Source organism: Herbaspirillum autotrophicum, from assembly GCF_001189915.1.
GTDB lineage: Bacteria > Pseudomonadota > Gammaproteobacteria > Burkholderiales > Burkholderiaceae_D > Herbaspirillum > Herbaspirillum autotrophicum.
Genome location: NZ_LFLS01000002.1, coordinates 130430 through 148068 on the forward strand (window position 1 = coordinate 130430; position 17639 = coordinate 148068).

The following is a 17639-nucleotide window of genomic DNA, read 5'->3' on the forward strand; positions in this document are numbered from 1 at the left end:
ACCATGACAAAACCCGTTCTCAAGACACAGGTGCTGATCGTCGGTGCCGGGCCGGTTGGCCAGGGACTGGCCATCGAACTCGGACTGCGCGGCATCGCTTGCCTGGTCATCGACAAGAACGACCGTGTCGGCACTGCGCCACGCGCAAAAACAACCAATGTTCGCAGCCGTGAACACTTTCGCCGCTGGGGTATGGCGGATAAGTTGCGCGAGGCGTCACCCTTTGGCGTGGACTATCCATCGAATGTCGTGTTCACAACGCGACTCAGCGGACATCAGTTGGCTAAATTCGACAACGCGCTGTACTGCGCGCCCGGTCGCAATCCGTTGTATGCGGAGCACGCGCAGTGGATACCGCAATACAAGGTAGAGCAGGTGATGCGGGACCATCTGAAAGGTATTCCTTCGGTCCAGCTCCGATTGCAATGCCAGTTGCTTGGCATCGAGCAGCTGAGCGATTGCGTACATGCCACTATCGGAGACGTCGAGAGTGACTCGCTCCAAGTAGTGGAGGCGCAATTTCTGGTCGGTTGCGACGGTGCTCGTAGCGGCGTACGTGAAGCCATAGGTGCGCACATGGAAGGCACTTACGGACTTTCACGCAATTACAATTTCGTGTTTCGTGCACCGGGATTGGCGGAGGCGCATCCACACGGCAAGGCGATCATGTACTGGCAGATCAATAGCGACCTGCCCAGCATCATCGGGCCCATGGACAGCGATGATCGCTGGTTCTTCATGCCAACAGCACTGGCGGAGGGCGTGCAGATCACCCGCGAGAATGCACCGGACTACATTCGCAAGGCCACCGGCATCGACCTGCCGTATGAAATTCTCAGCGCGGACGAATGGGTCGCCAGCGAGCTGCTGGCAACCCATTACCGAGACCGCCGTGTGTTCATCGCTGGCGATGCGGCCCATCTGCACCCGCCGTTCGGTGGTTTCGGCATGAACATGGGCATCGGCGACGCCGTGGACCTGGGTTGGAAGCTGGCTGCCGTGCTGCAGGGTTGGGGTGGTTCGGGGTTGCTCGACAGCTATCAGCAAGAGCGCCGTGGAGTACACCAGCACGTTATGGGGCAGGCCACTGCCAACCACGCACTGTTGGGTGGTTCGCTGCTCTCGCCTGGACTGGAAGACGACACACCGGCAGGCGAGATGCTGCGCACCGCAACTGGCAAGCGCATTCGCAGCGCCAAGCTGTCCGAGTTTTACACATTGGGAACCATCCTCGGTGACAGCTATGCAGGTTCGCCACTGATCGTCGCCGGTGATGCACCAGACAACGACCACCAGCGCGACTTCCTTAACTACGTTCCGTGCGCCGAACCTGGATGCCGCGCACCGCACGCCTGGCTGCATGACGGTAGCTCGTTGTTCGATCATTTTGGCGCCGGCTTCACATTACTGGTGTCCGCCACCGCTGCCGTTGATGACACCGCACTTGCTTGCGCCGACGCTGCACGCTACGGCATACCACTGAAAGTATTGCATCCGGATAACCGGGGCGTGCGACAGCTTTACCCGCAGCCGCTGACACTGATCCGCCCGGACCAGCACATCGCCTGGAGCGGTGCGAGCTGGAGCAGCACGGAGCAAGCCGACGTTTTTGCCGTTGTGGCGGGCCACCGGCCTGCTGCGTGAACAGACCGTAGACCGTACCACCAACAAAGGAGACCGACATGAACAACGCCACCCAGAACAACAGCGCTACTACCGTAGCCGTCCCCGTACCGGCCAAGCTGGCTCATGTGGTGCTGCGCACCTCGCAGTTCCAGCAAATGCAAGACTGGTATCTGCGCGTCCTTGCCGCTCGCACCATCTATGCCGACCAAGGGCTGGCCTTTCTGACCTATGACGAGGAACATCACCGTATCGCGCTGCTGAATGCGCCCGATCTCAAACCACAGGCCGAAGGTGCGGCCGGGGTACATCACATCGCATTCACCTACGCCACGCTGGGCGATCTGGTGATTACCTACGAACGTTTGCGCGGACTGGATATCGTGCCGGTGTATTGCACCAACCACGGGCCGACTACATCGTTGTACTACCAGGATCCGGACGGCAATCAGATTGAATTGCAAGTAGATAACTTCGACACCATTGAAGAGGCCACCGAATTCTTTTATTCGGAGGACTTCGCCGAAAACCCTATCGGGGTCGACTTCGATCCAGCCGTATTGGCGCAGCGCTACCATGCCGGCGAAGGCGACGCGGTCATCAAGCGTCGCACGCGTATCGGACGGCGGGGACTCGATTCGTTGCCGTTGCGCTGATGCTTGTCGGCGTCATGCATTTTTCTTTAAATGAACATTGAGACAGGGCATCACATGGAACGTGGCAAACATTCTGGCAAGGTACATACCGAAGGCGCCGACATCGCCTATGACTGCGAAGGGCAAGGGCCGTTGCTGTTGCTGGTTGTTGGCGGTAACGGTGACAGCCGCCGATACATTGAGTTGTCATCCCGTTTGGCCGACAGCTATACGGTGGTCCGTTACGACCGCCGTGCCAGTTGCCGCAGTAGTGGCGATGCCGCTGCCGATCTGGATATGGCGCAACAAGGACGGGATGCCGCTGCTCTGATTCGCGCATTGGCTGCGGGTCCGGCTTATGTGTTCGGTAATAGCGGCGGTGCCAGCATCGCCCTGGCACTGACTGAAGGTCATCCGGAACTGGTGCGCGGCCTGGTGGTGCATGAACCACCCGTCATGCGTATTTTGCCGGATGCCGACCAGCAAATGGCGTTGGTCGACGGCGTCTACGCCACCTATCAGGCGCAAGGAACAGGGCCAGCCATGCGCCAGTTCGCCATGTCGCTGATTGGTTTCTCTCCGAGCGCCGCAGCACCGGGGGACCAAGGCGGCAATATGGATCGTTTCATGGCCCATGAATATCTGCTGATCGGTCGCTACTTACCCGATCTCGGCAAGATACGACGCGACGGCGTGCCGGTAATCGCTTGTGCGGGCAGCGCTAGTCTTGACGCCTACTATGCCCGCACTGCCAAGGTGGCAGCCGAAATCCTTGCCTGTCCCTATGTCGAAATCGCTGGCCATCATTTGGCGTTCGTCACTGATCCTGATCTGTTTGCTACCGAATTGCGCAGCATGCTGCACAGACTGAGCGCGACTGAACTACCGGCCTGACACCTTTTTCATTCGCCGGCGGCCTTGGTTCGCCGGACCAACCAGCCACTGTTCGACGCTGGCCATGGCGGCATTGCCGCCACGGCGGCGTACGTCCTGGCTTTTGCTTCACACGTGAATACGATCATGGAAATGTTATCCGCAAGTAATTTGAACCAGCCGGTCGATAGCGACATGGTGGAAACGACCGAATGGCTGGAAGCGCTGCAAAGCGTGATCAGGGAAGCCGGTCCGGAGCGTGCGCGCTATCTGCTGTCGCGCTTGAGTGCCGCCACACAGCAAGCTGGCGTGCGCTGGCGTGACTCCCGCAACACGCCCTATAACAACACCATCCGCGTCGAGGACGAACCGCCTTTTCCGGGTGGTTCTGATGCGCTGACAACAGAGCAGCGCATTGCCAGCCTGATACGCTGGAACGCGCTGGCGATGGTGGTGCGCGCCAACCGCGCCTATGGTGAGCTTGGCGGCCATATCGCCAGTTACGCGTCGGCAGCTGATCTGTTCGAGGTCGGCTTTAACCATTTCTTCCGTGCGCGCACTGCCACTTTCGACGGCGACCTGGTGTACTTTCAGGCGCACTCGGCACCCGGTATTTATGCACGCGCGTTTCTTGAGGGCGACCTGGGCGAGACTGAATTGTCGTTTTACCGGCAGGAAATTGAGGCAAAAAAACACGGTGCCCAAGGCCTGTCGTCTTACCCGCATCCGTGGCTGATGGAAAATTTCTGGCAATTTCCTACCGGCTCGATGGGGCTCGGGCCAATTAGTGCGATCTACCAGGCCCGTTTCATGCGTTACATGGGGCACCGTAATCTGTTGGCCTCGCAGGAACGCAAAGTGTGGGGCGTTTTCGGCGATGGCGAGATGGACGAGCCTGAATCGCTGGCTGCGCTAAGCCTCGCCGCACGCGAGAGTCTGGATAACCTGGTGTTTGTGGTGAACTGCAATTTGCAGCGGCTGGACGGCCCGGTGCGCGGCAACGGCCATATTGTCGACGAGTTGGAAACCATCTTCGCCGGCGCCGGCTGGAACGTCATCAAACTGATGTGGGGCGCCGACTGGGACCCACTGTTCGCGCGCGACAAAACGGGTGAATTGCAAGCGGCGCTGAACCAGACCGTGGACGGTCAACTGCAAACCTTCGCCGCGAATGACGGCGCCTTCAATCGCGAGCACTTCTTCGGCCAGAACCCGGCGCTCAAGGAAATCGCCGCCATGTTGACGGACGACGAGATTGACCGCCTGCGGCGCGGCGGCCACGACATGAAAAAGATCCACGCTGCCTTCCATGCGGCGGCCAATCATCGTGGCCAGCCGACCGTCATTCTGGCGCAGACAAAGAAGGGCTACGGCATGGGTACGGCGGGGCAGGGCAAGATGACGACCCACCAGCAGAAGAAGCTGGACGCGCGTGATCTGCTGGAGTTCCGCGACCGCTTCCGCCTGCCGATATCGGATGCCGATTGCGAGGCTCTGGCCTTCTATAAGCCCGCCGCGGACAGCGCGGAAATGCAGCACCTGTTACGCCGTCGCGAAGAACTGGGTGGCTTCATGCCGCGTCGCGTTAGCACGCACGTTCCACTGCCGGTGCCCGGGATTGATTCCTATGCGGCGTTCGCGCTGACCGCCGATGGCAAAGTGATGTCAAGCACAATGGCAGTCGTGCGTATGCTGGGCGGCTTGCTCAAGGATGCCGGCATTGGCAGGCATGTGGTGCCGATTGTGGCCGATGAGGCGCGTACTTTTGGCATGGCCAATCTGTTCCGCCAGGTCGGCATCTATTCGGCGCAGGGGCAGCTATACGAACCCGAGGACATCGGATCCATCTTGTCCTATCGCGAAGCAAAGGACGGGCAGATTCTGGAAGAAGGCATCACCGAGGCCGGTGCCATTTCGTCATGGACGGCAGCAGCGACCAGCTACTCGGTGCACGGCACCCCGATGCTGCCGTTCTATATCTATTACTCGATGTTCGGCTTCCAGCGCATCGGCGACATGATCTGGGCGGCGGCTGATCAGCGCGCACGCGGTTTCCTGATCGGCGCCACGTCTGGACGCACCACCTTGGCCGGCGAAGGTTTGCAACATCAGGATGGCACCAGTCACCTGATCGCCGCTACGGTGCCCAACTGCGTCGCTTATGACCCGGCCTACGCTTACGAGCTGGCGGTGATCGTGCAGGACGGCATGGAGCGCATGCTGGGCAAGAACGACGATGTGTTTTATTACGTTACCGTTACCAACGAGAACGAAGGGCAGCCGAGCATGCCCGCCGGCGTGGAAGAGGGCATACGGCGTGGCATGTACTGTTTGCAGCCGCAAGCGCAGGCTGATGTCAGGCTGCTGGCGGCCGGCCCGATCCTGAAAGAAGCGATAAAAGCGGCGCAACTGCTGCAGCAACATCTGGGCATCGCGGCTGAAGTATGGAGCGTGACCAGTTATACGGAACTGGCGCGCGATGGTATCGCCGCGCAGCGCAACGTGCGTCTTGGCCAGCGAGGGGAAGCGGCTTATGTCACGCGCCAGCTGGGAACCAGTACGGCACCAGTGGTGGCGCTCAGCGATTACGTGCGCGCCATCCCGGAAAGCATTCGTGCATTTGTCCCCGGCGTCTACACCACGTTGGGTACCGATGGTTTCGGCCGCAGCGACACACGCGCCAATCTGCGTGATTTTTTCGAGATCGATGCGAAGTGGATTGCCTACACGGCCTTAAGTGAACTGCCGGGCGGGAAGGATGCGGCGCAGTTGAAGGCATTCGCCGAGGTGCTGGGACTGGATTTGAATCAGGCCTGGTCGGCGACGGTATAAACGAGAGAAGAGTAGATGAACATAATAGAAATCAGAGTTCCCGATATCGGTGACTTCAAGGGTGTCGAAGTCATTGAATTACTGGTCAAGCCCGGCGATGTCGTCGCAGTTGAGCAATCCCTGATGACGGTGGAATCGGACAAGGCCAGCATTGAAATCCCGTCCAGCCATGCGGGCGTGGTGAAGGAATGGAAAGTCAACATCGGCGATACGGTGGCCGAGGGCGCGCTGGTGCTAATGCTTGAAGGATCGGTCGGCACGGCTGCCCAAGCGCAGGCCGCGCCAGCACCTGCGGTTGCAGTAACAGATCCAATTCCTGTTTTGGCCCCGGCTCCTGCCGTCGCCGTTGCGAGCGTGACACCAGGTCGGGTTGTCGTCGGCGCGCTGACCCACGCTTCGCCTTCCGTGCGCAAGTTCGCCCGTGAATTGGGCGTGAATTTGAGCCGCGTACCAGGTTCTGGCTCGAAAGGTCGTATCACCAAAAGTGATGTGCAAGGCTTTGTCAAGGAAGCGGTATCAGGTGCCAGTACGGCAACTGGTCGCGACGCCAACCAGAACGGTTCAGGCCTGAATCTGCTACCATGGCCAGCGCTCGATTTCAGCAAGTTCGGCGAAACCGAACTCCAGGCACTGCCGCGCATCAAGAAAATTTCGGGTCCAAACCTGCACCGCAACTGGGTCATGATTCCGCATGTGACGCAATGGGAAGATGCTGACGTGACGGAACTGGAAGCGTTGCGTGTTGCGTCCAATGCGAAAAACAAGGATGCGGCAAAACTGACCATGCTCGCTTTCGTGATCAAGGCCGCCGTGGCCGCGCTGGCAAAGTACCCGGCGTTCAATTCTTCTCTGGACGCGAAGGGCGAAAACCTGATCTTGAAAAAGTATTACAACATCGGCTTCGCAGCAGATACACCGAATGGCCTGGTGGTGCCGGTGATCAGGAATGCTGACAGCAAGGGCGTAGCGCGGATCGCGCAGGAAATGGGGCAGTTGTCGGCACAGGCACGCGACGGCAAATTGAAGCCGGCCGACATGCAAGGCGCGACCTTCACCATTTCTTCGCTGGGCGGCATCGGCAGCACGGCGTTTACGCCAATCATCAATGCCCCGGAAGTGGCAATCCTGGGCCTGTCGAAGTCGGTAATGAAGCCGCTCTGGGACGGGAATATTTTCCAGCCCCGGCTGGTCTTGCCGTTGTCGCTGTCGTATGACCATCGCGTGATCGACGGCGCCACGGGTGCACGCTTCGCCGCCTATCTGGCCGAGGTGCTGGCCGATATGCGCAAGATTCTGTTGTGAAGGGTATGGCATGAGCATCATTGAAACTGATATCACCTGCGACATAATGGTGCTGGGCGGCGGTCCTGGCGGCTATTCGGCAGCATTCCGCGCGGCCGATCTGGGCCTGTCCACCGTCATCGTCGAACGCTACGCCACACTGGGTGGCGTATGTCTGAACGTCGGCTGCATCCCGTCGAAGGCGCTGCTGCACGTGGCTGCCGTGATCGACGAGACGGCGCACATGTCCGCCACGGGCGTCACATTTGCCAAGCCGGCCATCGATATCAACCAGGTCCGCAAGTACAAGGAAGGCGTCATCGCCAACATGACGAGTGGCCTGGCCGGCATGGCTAAGGCGCGCAAGACGCAAGTGGTGACGGGCGTGGGCCAGTTCCTCAGCGCCAATCACATCGAGGTGACGGCGGCTGACGGCACGAAGAAGGTCGTGCAGTTCAAGCAAGCCATTATTGCTGCCGGTTCGTCCGTGGTGAAACTGCCATTCATGCCGGAAGATCCGCGCATTGTCGATTCGACGGGCGCGCTGGAAGTGCGCCAGATTCCGAAACGCATGTTGGTCATCGGCGGCGGCATCATCGGTCTGGAAATGGCGACGGTCTATTCCACTTTTGGTACGCGCATCGACGTCGTGGAAATGACGGATGGTTTGATGCAAGGTGCGGACCGCGATGCCGTCAAGGTGTGGCAGAAGTTCAACGAAAAGCGCTTCGACAACATCATGACCAAGACCAAAACGGTAGCCGTCGAGGCACTGCCGGACGGCATCAAGGTCACGTTCGAAGCAGCGGAAGCGAGTGCCACGGCACCACCACCGCAGATCTACGATATGGTACTCGTCGCCGTCGGCCGTAGCCCGAACGGCAAGAGACTCGCCGCCGACAAGGCTGGCGTCGCAGTCACCGACCATGGCTTCATCAGCGTCGACAGCCAGATGCGCACCAATGTGCCGAACATCTTCGCCATCGGCGATCTAGTGGGGCAGCCGATGCTGGCCCACAAGGCCGTGCATGAAGCGCACGTGGCCGCCGAAGCGGCTGCCGGTCAGAAGTCGTACTTCGACGTCAAGGTGATCCCGTCGGTCGCCTACACCGACCCGGAAGTGGCATGGGTCGGCATCACGGAAGACGAAGCGACAGCCAAGGGCATCAAGGTTGAGAAGGGCCATTTCCCGTGGGCCGCCTCGGGCCGTGCCGTGGCCAATGGTCGTGCGGAAGGTTTCACCAAGCTGCTGTTCGACGCGGAAACGCACCGCATCATCGGCGGCACCATCGTCGGTACCCATGCGGGAGATATGATCGGAGAGATTGCCCTGGCCATCGAAATGGGTTGCGACGGCACCGATATCGGCAAAACCATCCACCCGCACCCAACCTTGGGTGAATCGATCGGTATGGCCGCGGAAGTGGTTGAAGGTGTGTGCACGGACTTGCCGCCGCTGCGCAAGCGCTAAGCCGGACGGCGGTTAAACGTCGTCGCTGGCCGCCAGCCCGGCGCGCACTTCCAGCAGCAAGGTTCTCAGTTCGGCGTATTTTCGGGCACCCACAGTCGCTTCAAATTGCGCCTCAACTTCGGCGATGGCCTTGCGGCAGTGTTGCATAAGTTTGCGGCCCTCGGCGGTAAATTTCACAACACGGGCGCGGGCATCGATCGCGTCCGTGGTTGCCACCAGGTAGCCGAGTCGCTCGCACTCGGTCAGTACCTGGCTCATTGCGCCCTTGGTGACATTGGCGCGCGCCGCGATCTCGGTCACGCGTGTGCCGTCGTAGTCGATGTTGCGGAACACGCGCAGATGCGTCAGCTTTACATCGGCGAAACCTTGCCGCGCCAGACTTTGCAGCATGCTGGCCTCGAAGTGGTTGTAGCAAAAAATCGAGAGTCGGCCGATGTTGTCATGACGCCAGGCATTCCTTTCGTCTGCCGCCAGCCCTTCGGCGCGTTCGGCCGACAGCGAGAGTTTGTCTTGCGAAAGGGAATGGCTGGATTTCTTGATCATCTGGTGCCCGGGCTTGGCTTGTGTTGATGGAACGGCTACGCAGTATACAACGTACAGCGTAAGGCACTTTTTGCTTGCTGATTGCCGTTGCATTGGTTTTGTTTCGTAACTATACTATATTTGCCGGATTAAAAAAAAGGAGACAAGCATGACTTATTTACGCAATGCCTGGTACGCCGCCGCATTCGACCACGAAGTTGGCGACCAGCTTCTGGCACGCACGCTGCTAGACCAATTTCTGGTGTTCTACCGCGACCTCGATGGCAAGCCGGTGGCACTGGCGGATCGCTGTCCGCACCGCTTTGCTCCGCTGTCGATGGGCAAGCTGGTGGATGGTGTGGTTCAGTGCTCCTATCACGGCATGCGCTTCGGTTCCAACGGTGCGTGCGTGCACAATCCGCACGGAGCGGTACCGAAGGCGGCACAGGTGCCAGTTTTTCCGCTGCTGGAACGCCATGGCCTGGTGTGGATCTGGATGGGCGAAGCCGATAAAGCCGACCCCGCGTTATTGCCTGATTTCAGTGCCATCGACGACCATGTCAAGCGCGCCCCGGTGCGCGGTTATCTGCGGGTCGGCTGTAACTACCAGTTGGTGACAGACAACTTGCTGGACTTGAGCCACGTGGCTTACCTGCACACATTGATCGGCAATGCGGATTCGAGCGCCCGCAATTCGTTCGAGATGAAGGTCGAGGGTAATACCGTCTACGCGTACAACCGCATGCCGGCTGAGCCGCTGACGCCGCTGTGGCGCATGATGTGGAACAAGCCATCCAATGTCGGCGACCGCCGTGCCCACATGCGCTGGGATCCGCCGTCGTTGCTGTCGCTCGATATCGGCATCACCGAATGTGGTCGGCCGGAATCCGAAGGCCCGGGCGCGGCGGTCGCCCATATCCTCACGCCTGAGACCAAAGGCTCGACCCATTATTTCTGGGTATTTGCACGCGACACGCTGATCGACGATGAATCGCTGAGCGAGAAGATCCGTGTCGGTATCGACAGCGTATTCCGCCTGGAGGATGACCCGATGGTCACCGCTTGCGAATCGCGCATGGGCGGTGCCGAGCTGATGGACTTGAAGCCGGTGATGCTGACCACCGATGCCTCCGCAGTGCGTGCCCGCCGCGTGCTGGCGGCCCTGATCGAGAAGGAAAAGGTTACGCTATGAGCGACACGCTACTCAAGGTGCGCGTGGCACGCAAGGCGGTCGAAGCGCTCGATATTGTCAGCCTCGAACTGGTGGCAACGGAAGGGGCAGGGCTGCCGCCGTTTTCGGCCGGCTCCCATGTCGACTTGCATTTGCCAAACGGGATCAGCCGCCAGTACTCACTGTGCAATGATCCGACCGAGTCGCACCGCTACCTGCTGAGCATCTTGCGCGATCCCGCCAGCCGGGGCGGCTCTCAGGCAGTGCATGAACTGGTGCGCGAAGGCGACGAGTTGCAGATCAGCACACCGAAGAACCATTTCGCACTGGTGCCGGAGGCCGAGCACAGTTTGCTGCTCGCCGGCGGCATCGGTGTGACGCCCATTCTGTGCATGGCCGAACGGCTGGCGAAGACCTCGGCCAGCTTCGAAATGCATTACTGCTCCCGCGCCCCGGAGCGCACCGCCTTTCGCGCACGCATCGGCGCTTCGCCGTTCGCCGATCGCGTGCATTTCCATTTTGACAGTGAAGGCCCGCAGCAGCGATTGGCGCTGGACGTCTTGCTAGCGCAGGCCGCACCAGGTACGCATCTGTATGTGTGCGGTCCGAAGGGTTTCATGGACGCGGTGCTGGCCAGCGCACGCGCCAAGGGCTGGCCAGAAGACCGGCTGCACTATGAGTTCTTCGCCGGCGCCGCACCCGTAACCGACGGCCAGGCATTTGAAGTGCGCCTGGCCAGTTCTGGCCGCACGGTAGCGGTACCTGCAGGGCAAAGCGTGGTGGCCGCGTTGGCGCAAGCCGGTGTGCACATTCCGGTGTCCTGCGAACAAGGTGTGTGCGGCACTTGCCTGACGCGGGTACTGGATGGCCAGCCTGATCACCAGGACATGTACCTGACGCCGGACGAGCAGGAGCGCAACGACCAGTTTTTGCCCTGCTGTTCGCGCTCGAAATCGGCACTGCTGGTGCTCGATCTGTAAAACAACAAGGAGACAATCATGACAAATAAAACAAGCGAATTCATTCTCAACACTTGGTATGTCATCGCGTGGTCCGACGAAGTGAACCGCACGCTGCTGGGTCGCACGGTGGCGGGTGTGCCGGTGGTGCTGTACCGGCGCCTCGATGGCACGGCCACCGCCATTCACGGCGTCTGCCCACACCGGTTTGCACCGTTGGCGATGGGCAATCTGATCGAAGACCGCGTGCAGTGCAACTACCACGGCCTGGAATTCGATTGCTCCGGCAAGTGTGTGAAGAATCCGCAATCGGGTGGCCAGGTGGTGGACGCGCTGCATATCGATGCTTATCCGTTGCAGGAAAAACATTCGTTGATCTGGATCTGGTTGGGCGACCGCGACAAAGCGCAGCAACAGGACATTCCCGACTTCAGTCATCTTACCGATCCTGCCCGCCGCACTATCAAGGGCTTGAGCCGGGTCAATGGCGGCCACCAATTGATGGTCGACAACCTGATGGATCTGGGTCACTTCAATTACCTGCACAAGGCGATGGCAAAGCTCAGTACCGGCTTCGAAGACGTCAAGCGGGAAGTGCGACAAGAAGGCAACACGGTCTTCAACAACCTGCTGTTCCCCGGCTGCAAGCCGACCGTACTGTTCCAGTCCGGCTTCGAGGACAAGGACACCATCGTCGACCAGTTCAACGATATCCGCTGGGATCCGATCGGATTGATGCGTAACCAGGTGGGCGTGACGCCAACCGGCCGGGGCCGCGAGCACGGCATCAATCAGTACGGCACGCATATCGTCATTCCCGAGACTGTCGACAGTTGCCACTACTTCTATGGCTCCTCGCGAAATTATTCACAGGACGATGAAACGGTCGATGCCCTGTTCCGTCAGTGGCAGCAGCGGGCGCTGAACGACGAGGACAAGCCGATGATCGAGAAAATACACGCGCTGCAACCTTACCTGCGTGCCAATGGCCGCACTCCGGTCATGCTGTCATCCGACGGTGCAGCGGTCCGGGTGCAGCGTATTGTCGAATCGATGTTAAAGCTGGAACAAGAGGCGAGGAAAGACAAATGATAAAGCTGACGAAAACAATGGCAGCAGTCTGGGTGAGCGCTGCACTGACGGGCTGCGCTACTGCGGATATGCAGACGGTCACGCAGGGCACGCTGATCCGCAATGTCACGGTGGTGAACACGCGCGATGGTTCGCTCAGTCCGGACATGGCGGTAATTTTGGCCAGCGGCAAGATCGAACGGATAGTGCCGGCGGCAGGCGTGCGCGCAGGAGCCGGTGCGAAGGAAGTCGATGGCAGCGGGAAATACCTGGTACCTGGTTTCCTCGACATGCATACCCATGCCATGTTGGAGGCAGACCAGAAGCCGGCGCCATGGCCGTTGCTGCTCGCCCATGGCGTCACGGGGGTGCGCGAGATGGCCGGTTCACCTGCGCTCATTGAACAAAGCCGGCGCCTGAATGCGGACAGCGTGGCGGGGCGCATTGACGCGCCTGAAATCCTGCTGATTCCCGGCACGTTGCTGGTGGGTGTTGGCACCGCCGACCAAGGCGTGCAGCAAGTGCGACAACAAAAGGCAATGGGCGCCGACTTCGTCAAGCTGGTCAGCGCCAGCCGCGATGGGGCCTTGGCCGTGCTGGCCGAAGCCAAGGCGCAGGGCCTAACGGTGGCCGGCCACTTGCCGGTCGCCCTTGGCGCCGCGCAAGCGGCGAACGCTGGCTGGCACTCGGTTGAGCATTTGGGCTCCGGCCTGGGCATCTTGCTTGATTGTGCCGCGCAAGGCGACGAGGCCAGGGCAGCGCTGCTGCGCGGAGAGGGCGCGCCACCGGTGTTTACACCGAGCTTCATTGCCACGCCAATGCTGTACCGCGAACGCGATGCGCAGTTCTACCAGCGAGTCATCGACAGCTACAGCGACACAAAATGCCGCGCGCTGGCACAGGTCTTTGTGCGCAACGGCACTTGGCATGTGCCGACGCTGATCCGCTTGCGCACTTCGGAATTCAGTAACGATGTGCAGTACCGCAAAGACCCGCATCTGGCCTGGATCAACAAGGGCACGCGGGCCAAGTGGGAACAACTGGCGACGCAGTACGACGCCAAAATACCGGCGTCGGCGCAAGCGACCTTTCGGCACTATTACGGCCTGCAACAGCAAGTGGTGAAACTGTTGAAAGACAGTGGCGTGAAGATGTTGGCAGGATCGGACTTTGGCGGCATCTGGGTGATCCCCGGCTACAGTCTGCACCAGGAATTCCGCGAGCTGGCAGCGGCCGGACTGACACCGCTGGAGATCCTGCAAATGACCACGCTGAATGGCGCGACCTTTTTAGGTAAGGAAGCGAGTATGGGAACGGTGGAGGCGGGCAAGAATGCCGACCTGGTGCTGCTCGATGCCAACCCGATCGCCGATGCATCGAATCTGGACCAGATCGCTGGCGTGTTCCTGAGGGGGCGTTATTTCTCCGCCACTGATCTTGATCGGATGAAACGCGACGTTGCGCAGGCGTGGGGAAACCAGCCTCTGGCGACAGGTGATAAGCACGGACACGTACATTAAACAGCACTTCGGGATTGGGTATTTTTCTAGTTTGCGCGAAGGATTGCGAACAGGTCAGCCAGAAAGAATGCCGACGTGGTGCTACTCGACGAGAACCCCATTGTCGATGGTGGAAACATCGACAAGATTGCCGGAGCATTCCTGAAAGGCAGGTACTTTTATTGCGCCGATCCTGCTCGGATGAAACGCGAATTCTTGGAGAAATATCAAATAAGACAGGATAAGAATAAATCCCCTGAATCGTATATCGGGCGAACCTACTGACCGCCCAGCTGAAGCAAAAGAATAACGCGAGTGTGATTTTTCACATTCGCGTTTTTCGCATCGAATCGAGATTTTTCATCTATGCATTTTATTCATTCTGAATATGAAACACATTGTATTTATTTATGCAATAAGCGTCCTTAGAATGAATTGACTGCCAGTTCTGGCAGCATAAAAAAAATCTGGAGACAAACAATGTATAAAAAACTGATCATGCTGATCGTGGTACCTGCTTTGCTGCCCGCAAGCGTCATGGCCCAAACCTCACTGGGTTCGAGCAATGTCATCTTCTATGGCAAGTTGGATCTGGCGCTCGATTTGACCCGTTTTTCCAGCGTTCCTGGAAGAGCAGGGCAATCCATCCCATACCTGTCCAATGATATTTCGTACTGGGGACTGACCGGAACCGAAGATCTCGGCGATGGCACGCGCGCCTATTTCAAACTGGAGTCGGGATTCAGTATGGATACCGGCGCCAGTTCTGGTGGCAGCAAGCTGTTTGACCGGGAAGCTTATGTCGGCTATGGCGCCGGTTGGGGAGCGCTGCAGTTGGGAAGCCAGTTTTCACCAGCGTTGTTCCTGCAGGCGAGAAGTGATGCCTATGCGCGCCACGGGAATGGCGGGGGCTTTACATTGACCCAGCAAACTCCCGGTAATGTGCGCGGTTTCGCCGGTGCCGGAACATTGGATAACGCGATCCAGTACGTATCGCCGCGCGGTAAGGATTTCAGCTTCCGCTTCTTGCATGCACTGAGTGAAAGGGCAACTTCTCCCAAGGACCTTGGACAATACGACTCGGCCAGCCTCGAATATGCAAAGGGGCCGCTGTTCGCAGGCATTGCCTATGAAGACCAAACTCTTGCTGGTCTCAATCCAAACACCACCCGCTCCAACCGCACCTTGACCGCCGGCCTGACCTATGACTTTACCGTATTCAAGCTGTTCAGCTATCTGATGAAAAACAAACTGGATGGAGAAAAAGACGTCAACGCTTATCAGGCCGGCATCAATTATCCAATCGGCGTCGACACCGTCCGCGCTACTTACACAACGCGCCGGCTGGAAGACACCGCGGGCGGACGTGCCAGCACCTATGCATTGGGCTTCTACCATCCGTTGTCAATTCGCACCACGTTGTACGCGTCATATGCGCACTTGAATAACGGCAGTGCGACCAACCTGGGGCTCTGGCCAAGCATGAAGAGTTATTTACCGCCTGTTGCTGCAGGTGGCGCGGGCTTGCCGTTAGGTGGCCAGGACGTCAGTAGTTTCGAAATTGGTATACGTCACACGTTTTAATAGGAGAAGAAAATGCTCAAACACATCAGAAATGTCTTGGCGGCGGTAGCATTGCCAGCAATGGCAATCGCGCCGGTCGCCGCCCAGGAACCGATCAAGATCGGATTCATGGCCACTTTTTCGGGACCGATAGGCGCTCTCGGCCAAGATCAATACGACGGCTTCATGCTGGCAGTGGATGAACGCGGAGGTAAGTTAGGCGGCGTGCCGGTGAAGATAATCAAAGAAGACGATCAGTTCAAGCCTGATATCGGTGCGCAGATTGTCACCAAGCTGATCGAACGCGAAAAGGTTCCCATCATCACCGGCATCACGGCATCGAATGTCGTGATGGCAGTGGCCAAAACGATCACCGACAAGAAGGTCTTCTTGCTCAGTACGAATTCCGGACCGTCGCCGTTGGCCGGTGCCAATTGCTCGCCGTACCAGTACGTGGTTTCTTTTCAAGGCGAGGATATTGCGGAAGTCGTCGGCAAGTATGCGACCGACAAGCAATTCAAACGAGTGGTATTGATGGCACCTAATTACCAGGGCGGGAAGGACTTGTTGGCAGGATTCAAGCGCGCCTATAAAGGTCTGATCCTCGATGAAATTTATACGCCGCTAAGCCAGCTTGATTTTTCGACCGAGCTGACCCAGGTCGCCGCTGCCAAGGCGGATGCTGTGTTCGCTTTTTATCCTGGCGCCATGGGCATAAATTTCGTGCGTCAGTACCAGCAGGCCGGTTTGTTAAAAACACTGCCTCTGCTGTCGACTGGCATCATTGATGGCACCAGTCTGCCGGCGCTGAAGACGGCAGCATTGGGCGCTTTACTCGGGATGGAATGGGGACCAGATCTGGACAATGCGGCCAACAAGAAATTTGTTGAACAGTTCGAACGAAAGTTCAAGCGGATACCGTCGAATCTGGCCGCTCAGGGCTACGACGGCGCACTCTTGCTGGACTCGGCGATCGCCAAAGTAAAGGGCAATATGGCTGACAAGGCCGCCTTTGCTGCAGCGCTGAAGGCGGCGGATTTCAAGTCTGTGCGGGGGAAATTCAAGTTCAATAACAATAATTTCCCTATTCAGGATTTGCATATTTTCGAAGCAGCCAACGATGCCAAGGGACGCGTCAGCATGCGTAAAGTGGCGACGCCGTTGGTTGACCACCAGGACGCCTATCACACCCAATGCGTGATGCGCCAGGTAGAGCCATGAACAGCACGGTCTTCCTGTCGCAGCTGCTGAACGGCTTCCAATTCGGCATTTTGCTGTTTCTGTTGTCCGCCGGGCTGACGTTGGTGTTGGGCATCATGAACGTGGTCAATCTGGCGCACGGCTCGTTGTTCATGGCCGGCGCCTACTTCGGTGCCGTCGCGTTCAGCTGGACTGGCTCGTTCCCGGCGTCCATAGCAATTGCTATCGTCGCTACTCTGGCGCTGGGTGTGCTGATGGAGCGGTTGGTACTGTCCCGTCTGTACGGCCGCGACCACTTGTATCAAGTGCTGGCGACTTTTGGCCTGATCTTGCTGCTCAACGAGGTGGCTGCCGTGCTATGGGGCCGCGCCCCTTTGTTTATCGAGGTGCCGGAAGCGTTGTCGGGCACGGTGTCATTGTTCGGCGTTCCATACCCGGCTTACCGTTGCGCGATCATCGCAGCCGGACTGGTGGTCGCACTGGCGCTGTATCTGGTAATCAATAAAACGCGGCTGGGCATGCTGATACGCGCTGGTGCAGCAGACGCCACGATGGTATCTGCGCTGGGTATCAATATCGGACGTATCAATATGCTGGTGTTCGGTGGCGGTGCCGCACTGGCCGGATTGTCCGGCATGATGGCCGCCCCCATTCTGGCGGTTCAGCCGGGGATGGGAGAGCCGGTATTGATTCTGGCATTGGTGGTCATTGTCACCGGTGGTATCGGTTCGGTGCGCGGCGCCTTCTACGGCGCGCTCATCATCGGCGTCGCCGATACGTTAGGGCGGGCGTTTCTGCCCACGCTGTTGAAAGAGCTGTTCGAACGTTCGGTAGCGCAAGCTGCCGGGCCGGCTATCGCATCGATGTTCATCTATTTGTTGATGGCTTCTGTGCTGGCGCTGCGACCGCAGGGCTTGTTCCCGGTAAAACATGGATAAG

The 17639-nt window shown here is 58.8% G+C and carries 14 protein-coding genes; 13 read left to right on the forward strand and 1 reads right to left on the reverse strand.

Going from position 1 to position 17639, the window contains the following annotated elements; translation table 11 throughout:
• The first annotated feature begins 3 nt into the window (after positions 1 to 3).
• From AKL27_RS01945 to lpdA, 6 genes are all read left to right on the forward strand, one after another.
• A complete protein-coding gene (locus AKL27_RS01945) occupies positions 4 to 1644 on the forward strand; it encodes an FAD-dependent monooxygenase (protein ID WP_050461145.1) in 1641 nt (546 codons plus the stop codon).
• A 38-nt stretch (positions 1645 to 1682) separates the two neighbouring features.
• Positions 1683 to 2279 (forward strand): VOC family protein, encoded by a 597-nt coding sequence (locus AKL27_RS01950; protein WP_050460930.1) that lies wholly within the window; start codon positions 1683 to 1685, stop codon positions 2277 to 2279.
• Positions 2280 to 2333: 54 nt separating this feature from the next.
• The gene (locus tag AKL27_RS01955) at positions 2334 to 3152 is read left to right on the forward strand and encodes an alpha/beta fold hydrolase (RefSeq protein WP_050460935.1); all 819 of its coding nucleotides are present in this window, start codon (positions 2334 to 2336) and stop codon (positions 3150 to 3152) included.
• 126 nt (positions 3153 to 3278) lie between these two features.
• A complete protein-coding gene (gene mdeB / locus AKL27_RS01960) occupies positions 3279 to 5963 on the forward strand; it encodes an alpha-ketoglutarate dehydrogenase (protein WP_050461147.1) in 2685 nt (894 codons plus the stop codon).
• Between the two features lie 15 nt (positions 5964 to 5978).
• Positions 5979 to 7265 (forward strand): dihydrolipoyllysine-residue acetyltransferase, encoded by a 1287-nt coding sequence (aceF, locus tag AKL27_RS01965; RefSeq protein WP_083438804.1) that lies wholly within the window; start codon positions 5979 to 5981, stop codon positions 7263 to 7265.
• Positions 7266 to 7275: 10 nt separating this feature from the next.
• The gene (gene lpdA / locus AKL27_RS01970) at positions 7276 to 8715 is read left to right on the forward strand and encodes a dihydrolipoyl dehydrogenase (RefSeq protein ID WP_232310869.1); all 1440 of its coding nucleotides are present in this window, start codon (positions 7276 to 7278) and stop codon (positions 8713 to 8715) included.
• A gap of 12 nt (positions 8716 to 8727) precedes the next feature.
• Here the strand turns inward: lpdA and AKL27_RS01975 are convergent, their stop codons facing one another.
• Positions 8728 to 9351 carry a MarR family winged helix-turn-helix transcriptional regulator gene (locus AKL27_RS01975; RefSeq protein ID WP_083438805.1) on the reverse strand — a complete coding sequence of 208 codons (624 nt, stop codon included), beginning with the start codon at positions 9349 to 9351 and terminating at the stop codon, positions 8728 to 8730.
• 55 nt (positions 9352 to 9406) lie between these two features.
• Between AKL27_RS01975 and AKL27_RS01980 the strand changes: the two genes are divergently transcribed.
• The 7 genes from AKL27_RS01980 to AKL27_RS02015 all read left to right on the forward strand — a co-directional run bounded on the left by AKL27_RS01980 (position 9407) and on the right by AKL27_RS02015 (position 17638).
• Positions 9407 to 10429, forward strand: a complete 1023-nt coding sequence (locus AKL27_RS01980; protein ID WP_050460937.1) for an aromatic ring-hydroxylating dioxygenase subunit alpha — start codon at positions 9407 to 9409, stop codon at positions 10427 to 10429.
• Positions 10426 to 11388 carry a PDR/VanB family oxidoreductase gene (locus tag AKL27_RS01985; protein WP_050460938.1) on the forward strand — a complete coding sequence of 321 codons (963 nt, stop codon included), beginning with the start codon at positions 10426 to 10428 and terminating at the stop codon, positions 11386 to 11388. The genes AKL27_RS01980 and AKL27_RS01985 overlap by 4 nt, the downstream gene beginning before the upstream one ends.
• Positions 11389 to 11406: 18 nt before the next feature.
• On the forward strand, positions 11407 to 12459 hold the full coding sequence (locus tag AKL27_RS01990) for an aromatic ring-hydroxylating dioxygenase subunit alpha (protein ID WP_050460939.1): 1053 nt from the start codon (positions 11407 to 11409) through the stop codon (positions 12457 to 12459).
• Positions 12456 to 13958 (forward strand): amidohydrolase family protein, encoded by a 1503-nt coding sequence (locus tag AKL27_RS01995; RefSeq protein ID WP_050460940.1) that lies wholly within the window; start codon positions 12456 to 12458, stop codon positions 13956 to 13958. The genes AKL27_RS01990 and AKL27_RS01995 overlap by 4 nt, the downstream gene beginning before the upstream one ends.
• A 459-nt stretch (positions 13959 to 14417) precedes the next feature.
• The gene (locus AKL27_RS02005; protein WP_050460943.1) at positions 14418 to 15521 is read left to right on the forward strand and encodes a porin; all 1104 of its coding nucleotides are present in this window, start codon (positions 14418 to 14420) and stop codon (positions 15519 to 15521) included.
• A 12-nt stretch (positions 15522 to 15533) separates the two neighbouring features.
• Positions 15534 to 16721 carry an ABC transporter substrate-binding protein gene (locus AKL27_RS02010; RefSeq protein ID WP_050460945.1) on the forward strand — a complete coding sequence of 396 codons (1188 nt, stop codon included), beginning with the start codon at positions 15534 to 15536 and terminating at the stop codon, positions 16719 to 16721.
• Positions 16718 to 17638 (forward strand): branched-chain amino acid ABC transporter permease, encoded by a 921-nt coding sequence (locus AKL27_RS02015; protein WP_050460947.1) that lies wholly within the window; start codon positions 16718 to 16720, stop codon positions 17636 to 17638. Before AKL27_RS02010 ends, AKL27_RS02015 begins: the two co-directional genes overlap by 4 nt.
• Position 17639 lies beyond the last annotated feature (1 nt).

Bases quoted from the DNA above. Each gene is read 5' to 3' on its own strand.
- AKL27_RS01945 (WP_050461145.1), top strand. From the start codon at position 4: ATGACAAAACCCGTTCTCAAGACACAGGTGCTGATCGTCGGTGCCGGG.
- AKL27_RS01950 (WP_050460930.1), top strand. From the start codon at position 1,683: ATGAACAACGCCACCCAGAACAACAGCGCTACTACCGTAGCCGTCCCC.
- AKL27_RS01955 (WP_050460935.1), top strand. From the start codon at position 2,334: ATGGAACGTGGCAAACATTCTGGCAAGGTACATACCGAAGGCGCCGAC.
- mdeB (WP_050461147.1), top strand. From the start codon at position 3,279: ATGGAAATGTTATCCGCAAGTAATTTGAACCAGCCGGTCGATAGCGAC.
- aceF (WP_083438804.1), top strand. From the start codon at position 5,979: ATGAACATAATAGAAATCAGAGTTCCCGATATCGGTGACTTCAAGGGT.
- lpdA (WP_232310869.1), top strand. From the start codon at position 7,276: ATGAGCATCATTGAAACTGATATCACCTGCGACATAATGGTGCTGGGC.
- AKL27_RS01975 (WP_083438805.1), bottom strand. From the start codon at position 9,351: ATGCAACGGCAATCAGCAAGCAAAAAGTGCCTTACGCTGTACGTTGTA.
- AKL27_RS01980 (WP_050460937.1), top strand. From the start codon at position 9,407: ATGACTTATTTACGCAATGCCTGGTACGCCGCCGCATTCGACCACGAA.
- AKL27_RS01985 (WP_050460938.1), top strand. From the start codon at position 10,426: ATGAGCGACACGCTACTCAAGGTGCGCGTGGCACGCAAGGCGGTCGAA.
- AKL27_RS01990 (WP_050460939.1), top strand. From the start codon at position 11,407: ATGACAAATAAAACAAGCGAATTCATTCTCAACACTTGGTATGTCATC.
- AKL27_RS01995 (WP_050460940.1), top strand. From the start codon at position 12,456: ATGATAAAGCTGACGAAAACAATGGCAGCAGTCTGGGTGAGCGCTGCA.
- AKL27_RS02005 (WP_050460943.1), top strand. From the start codon at position 14,418: ATGTATAAAAAACTGATCATGCTGATCGTGGTACCTGCTTTGCTGCCC.
- AKL27_RS02010 (WP_050460945.1), top strand. From the start codon at position 15,534: ATGCTCAAACACATCAGAAATGTCTTGGCGGCGGTAGCATTGCCAGCA.
- AKL27_RS02015 (WP_050460947.1), top strand. From the start codon at position 16,718: ATGAACAGCACGGTCTTCCTGTCGCAGCTGCTGAACGGCTTCCAATTC.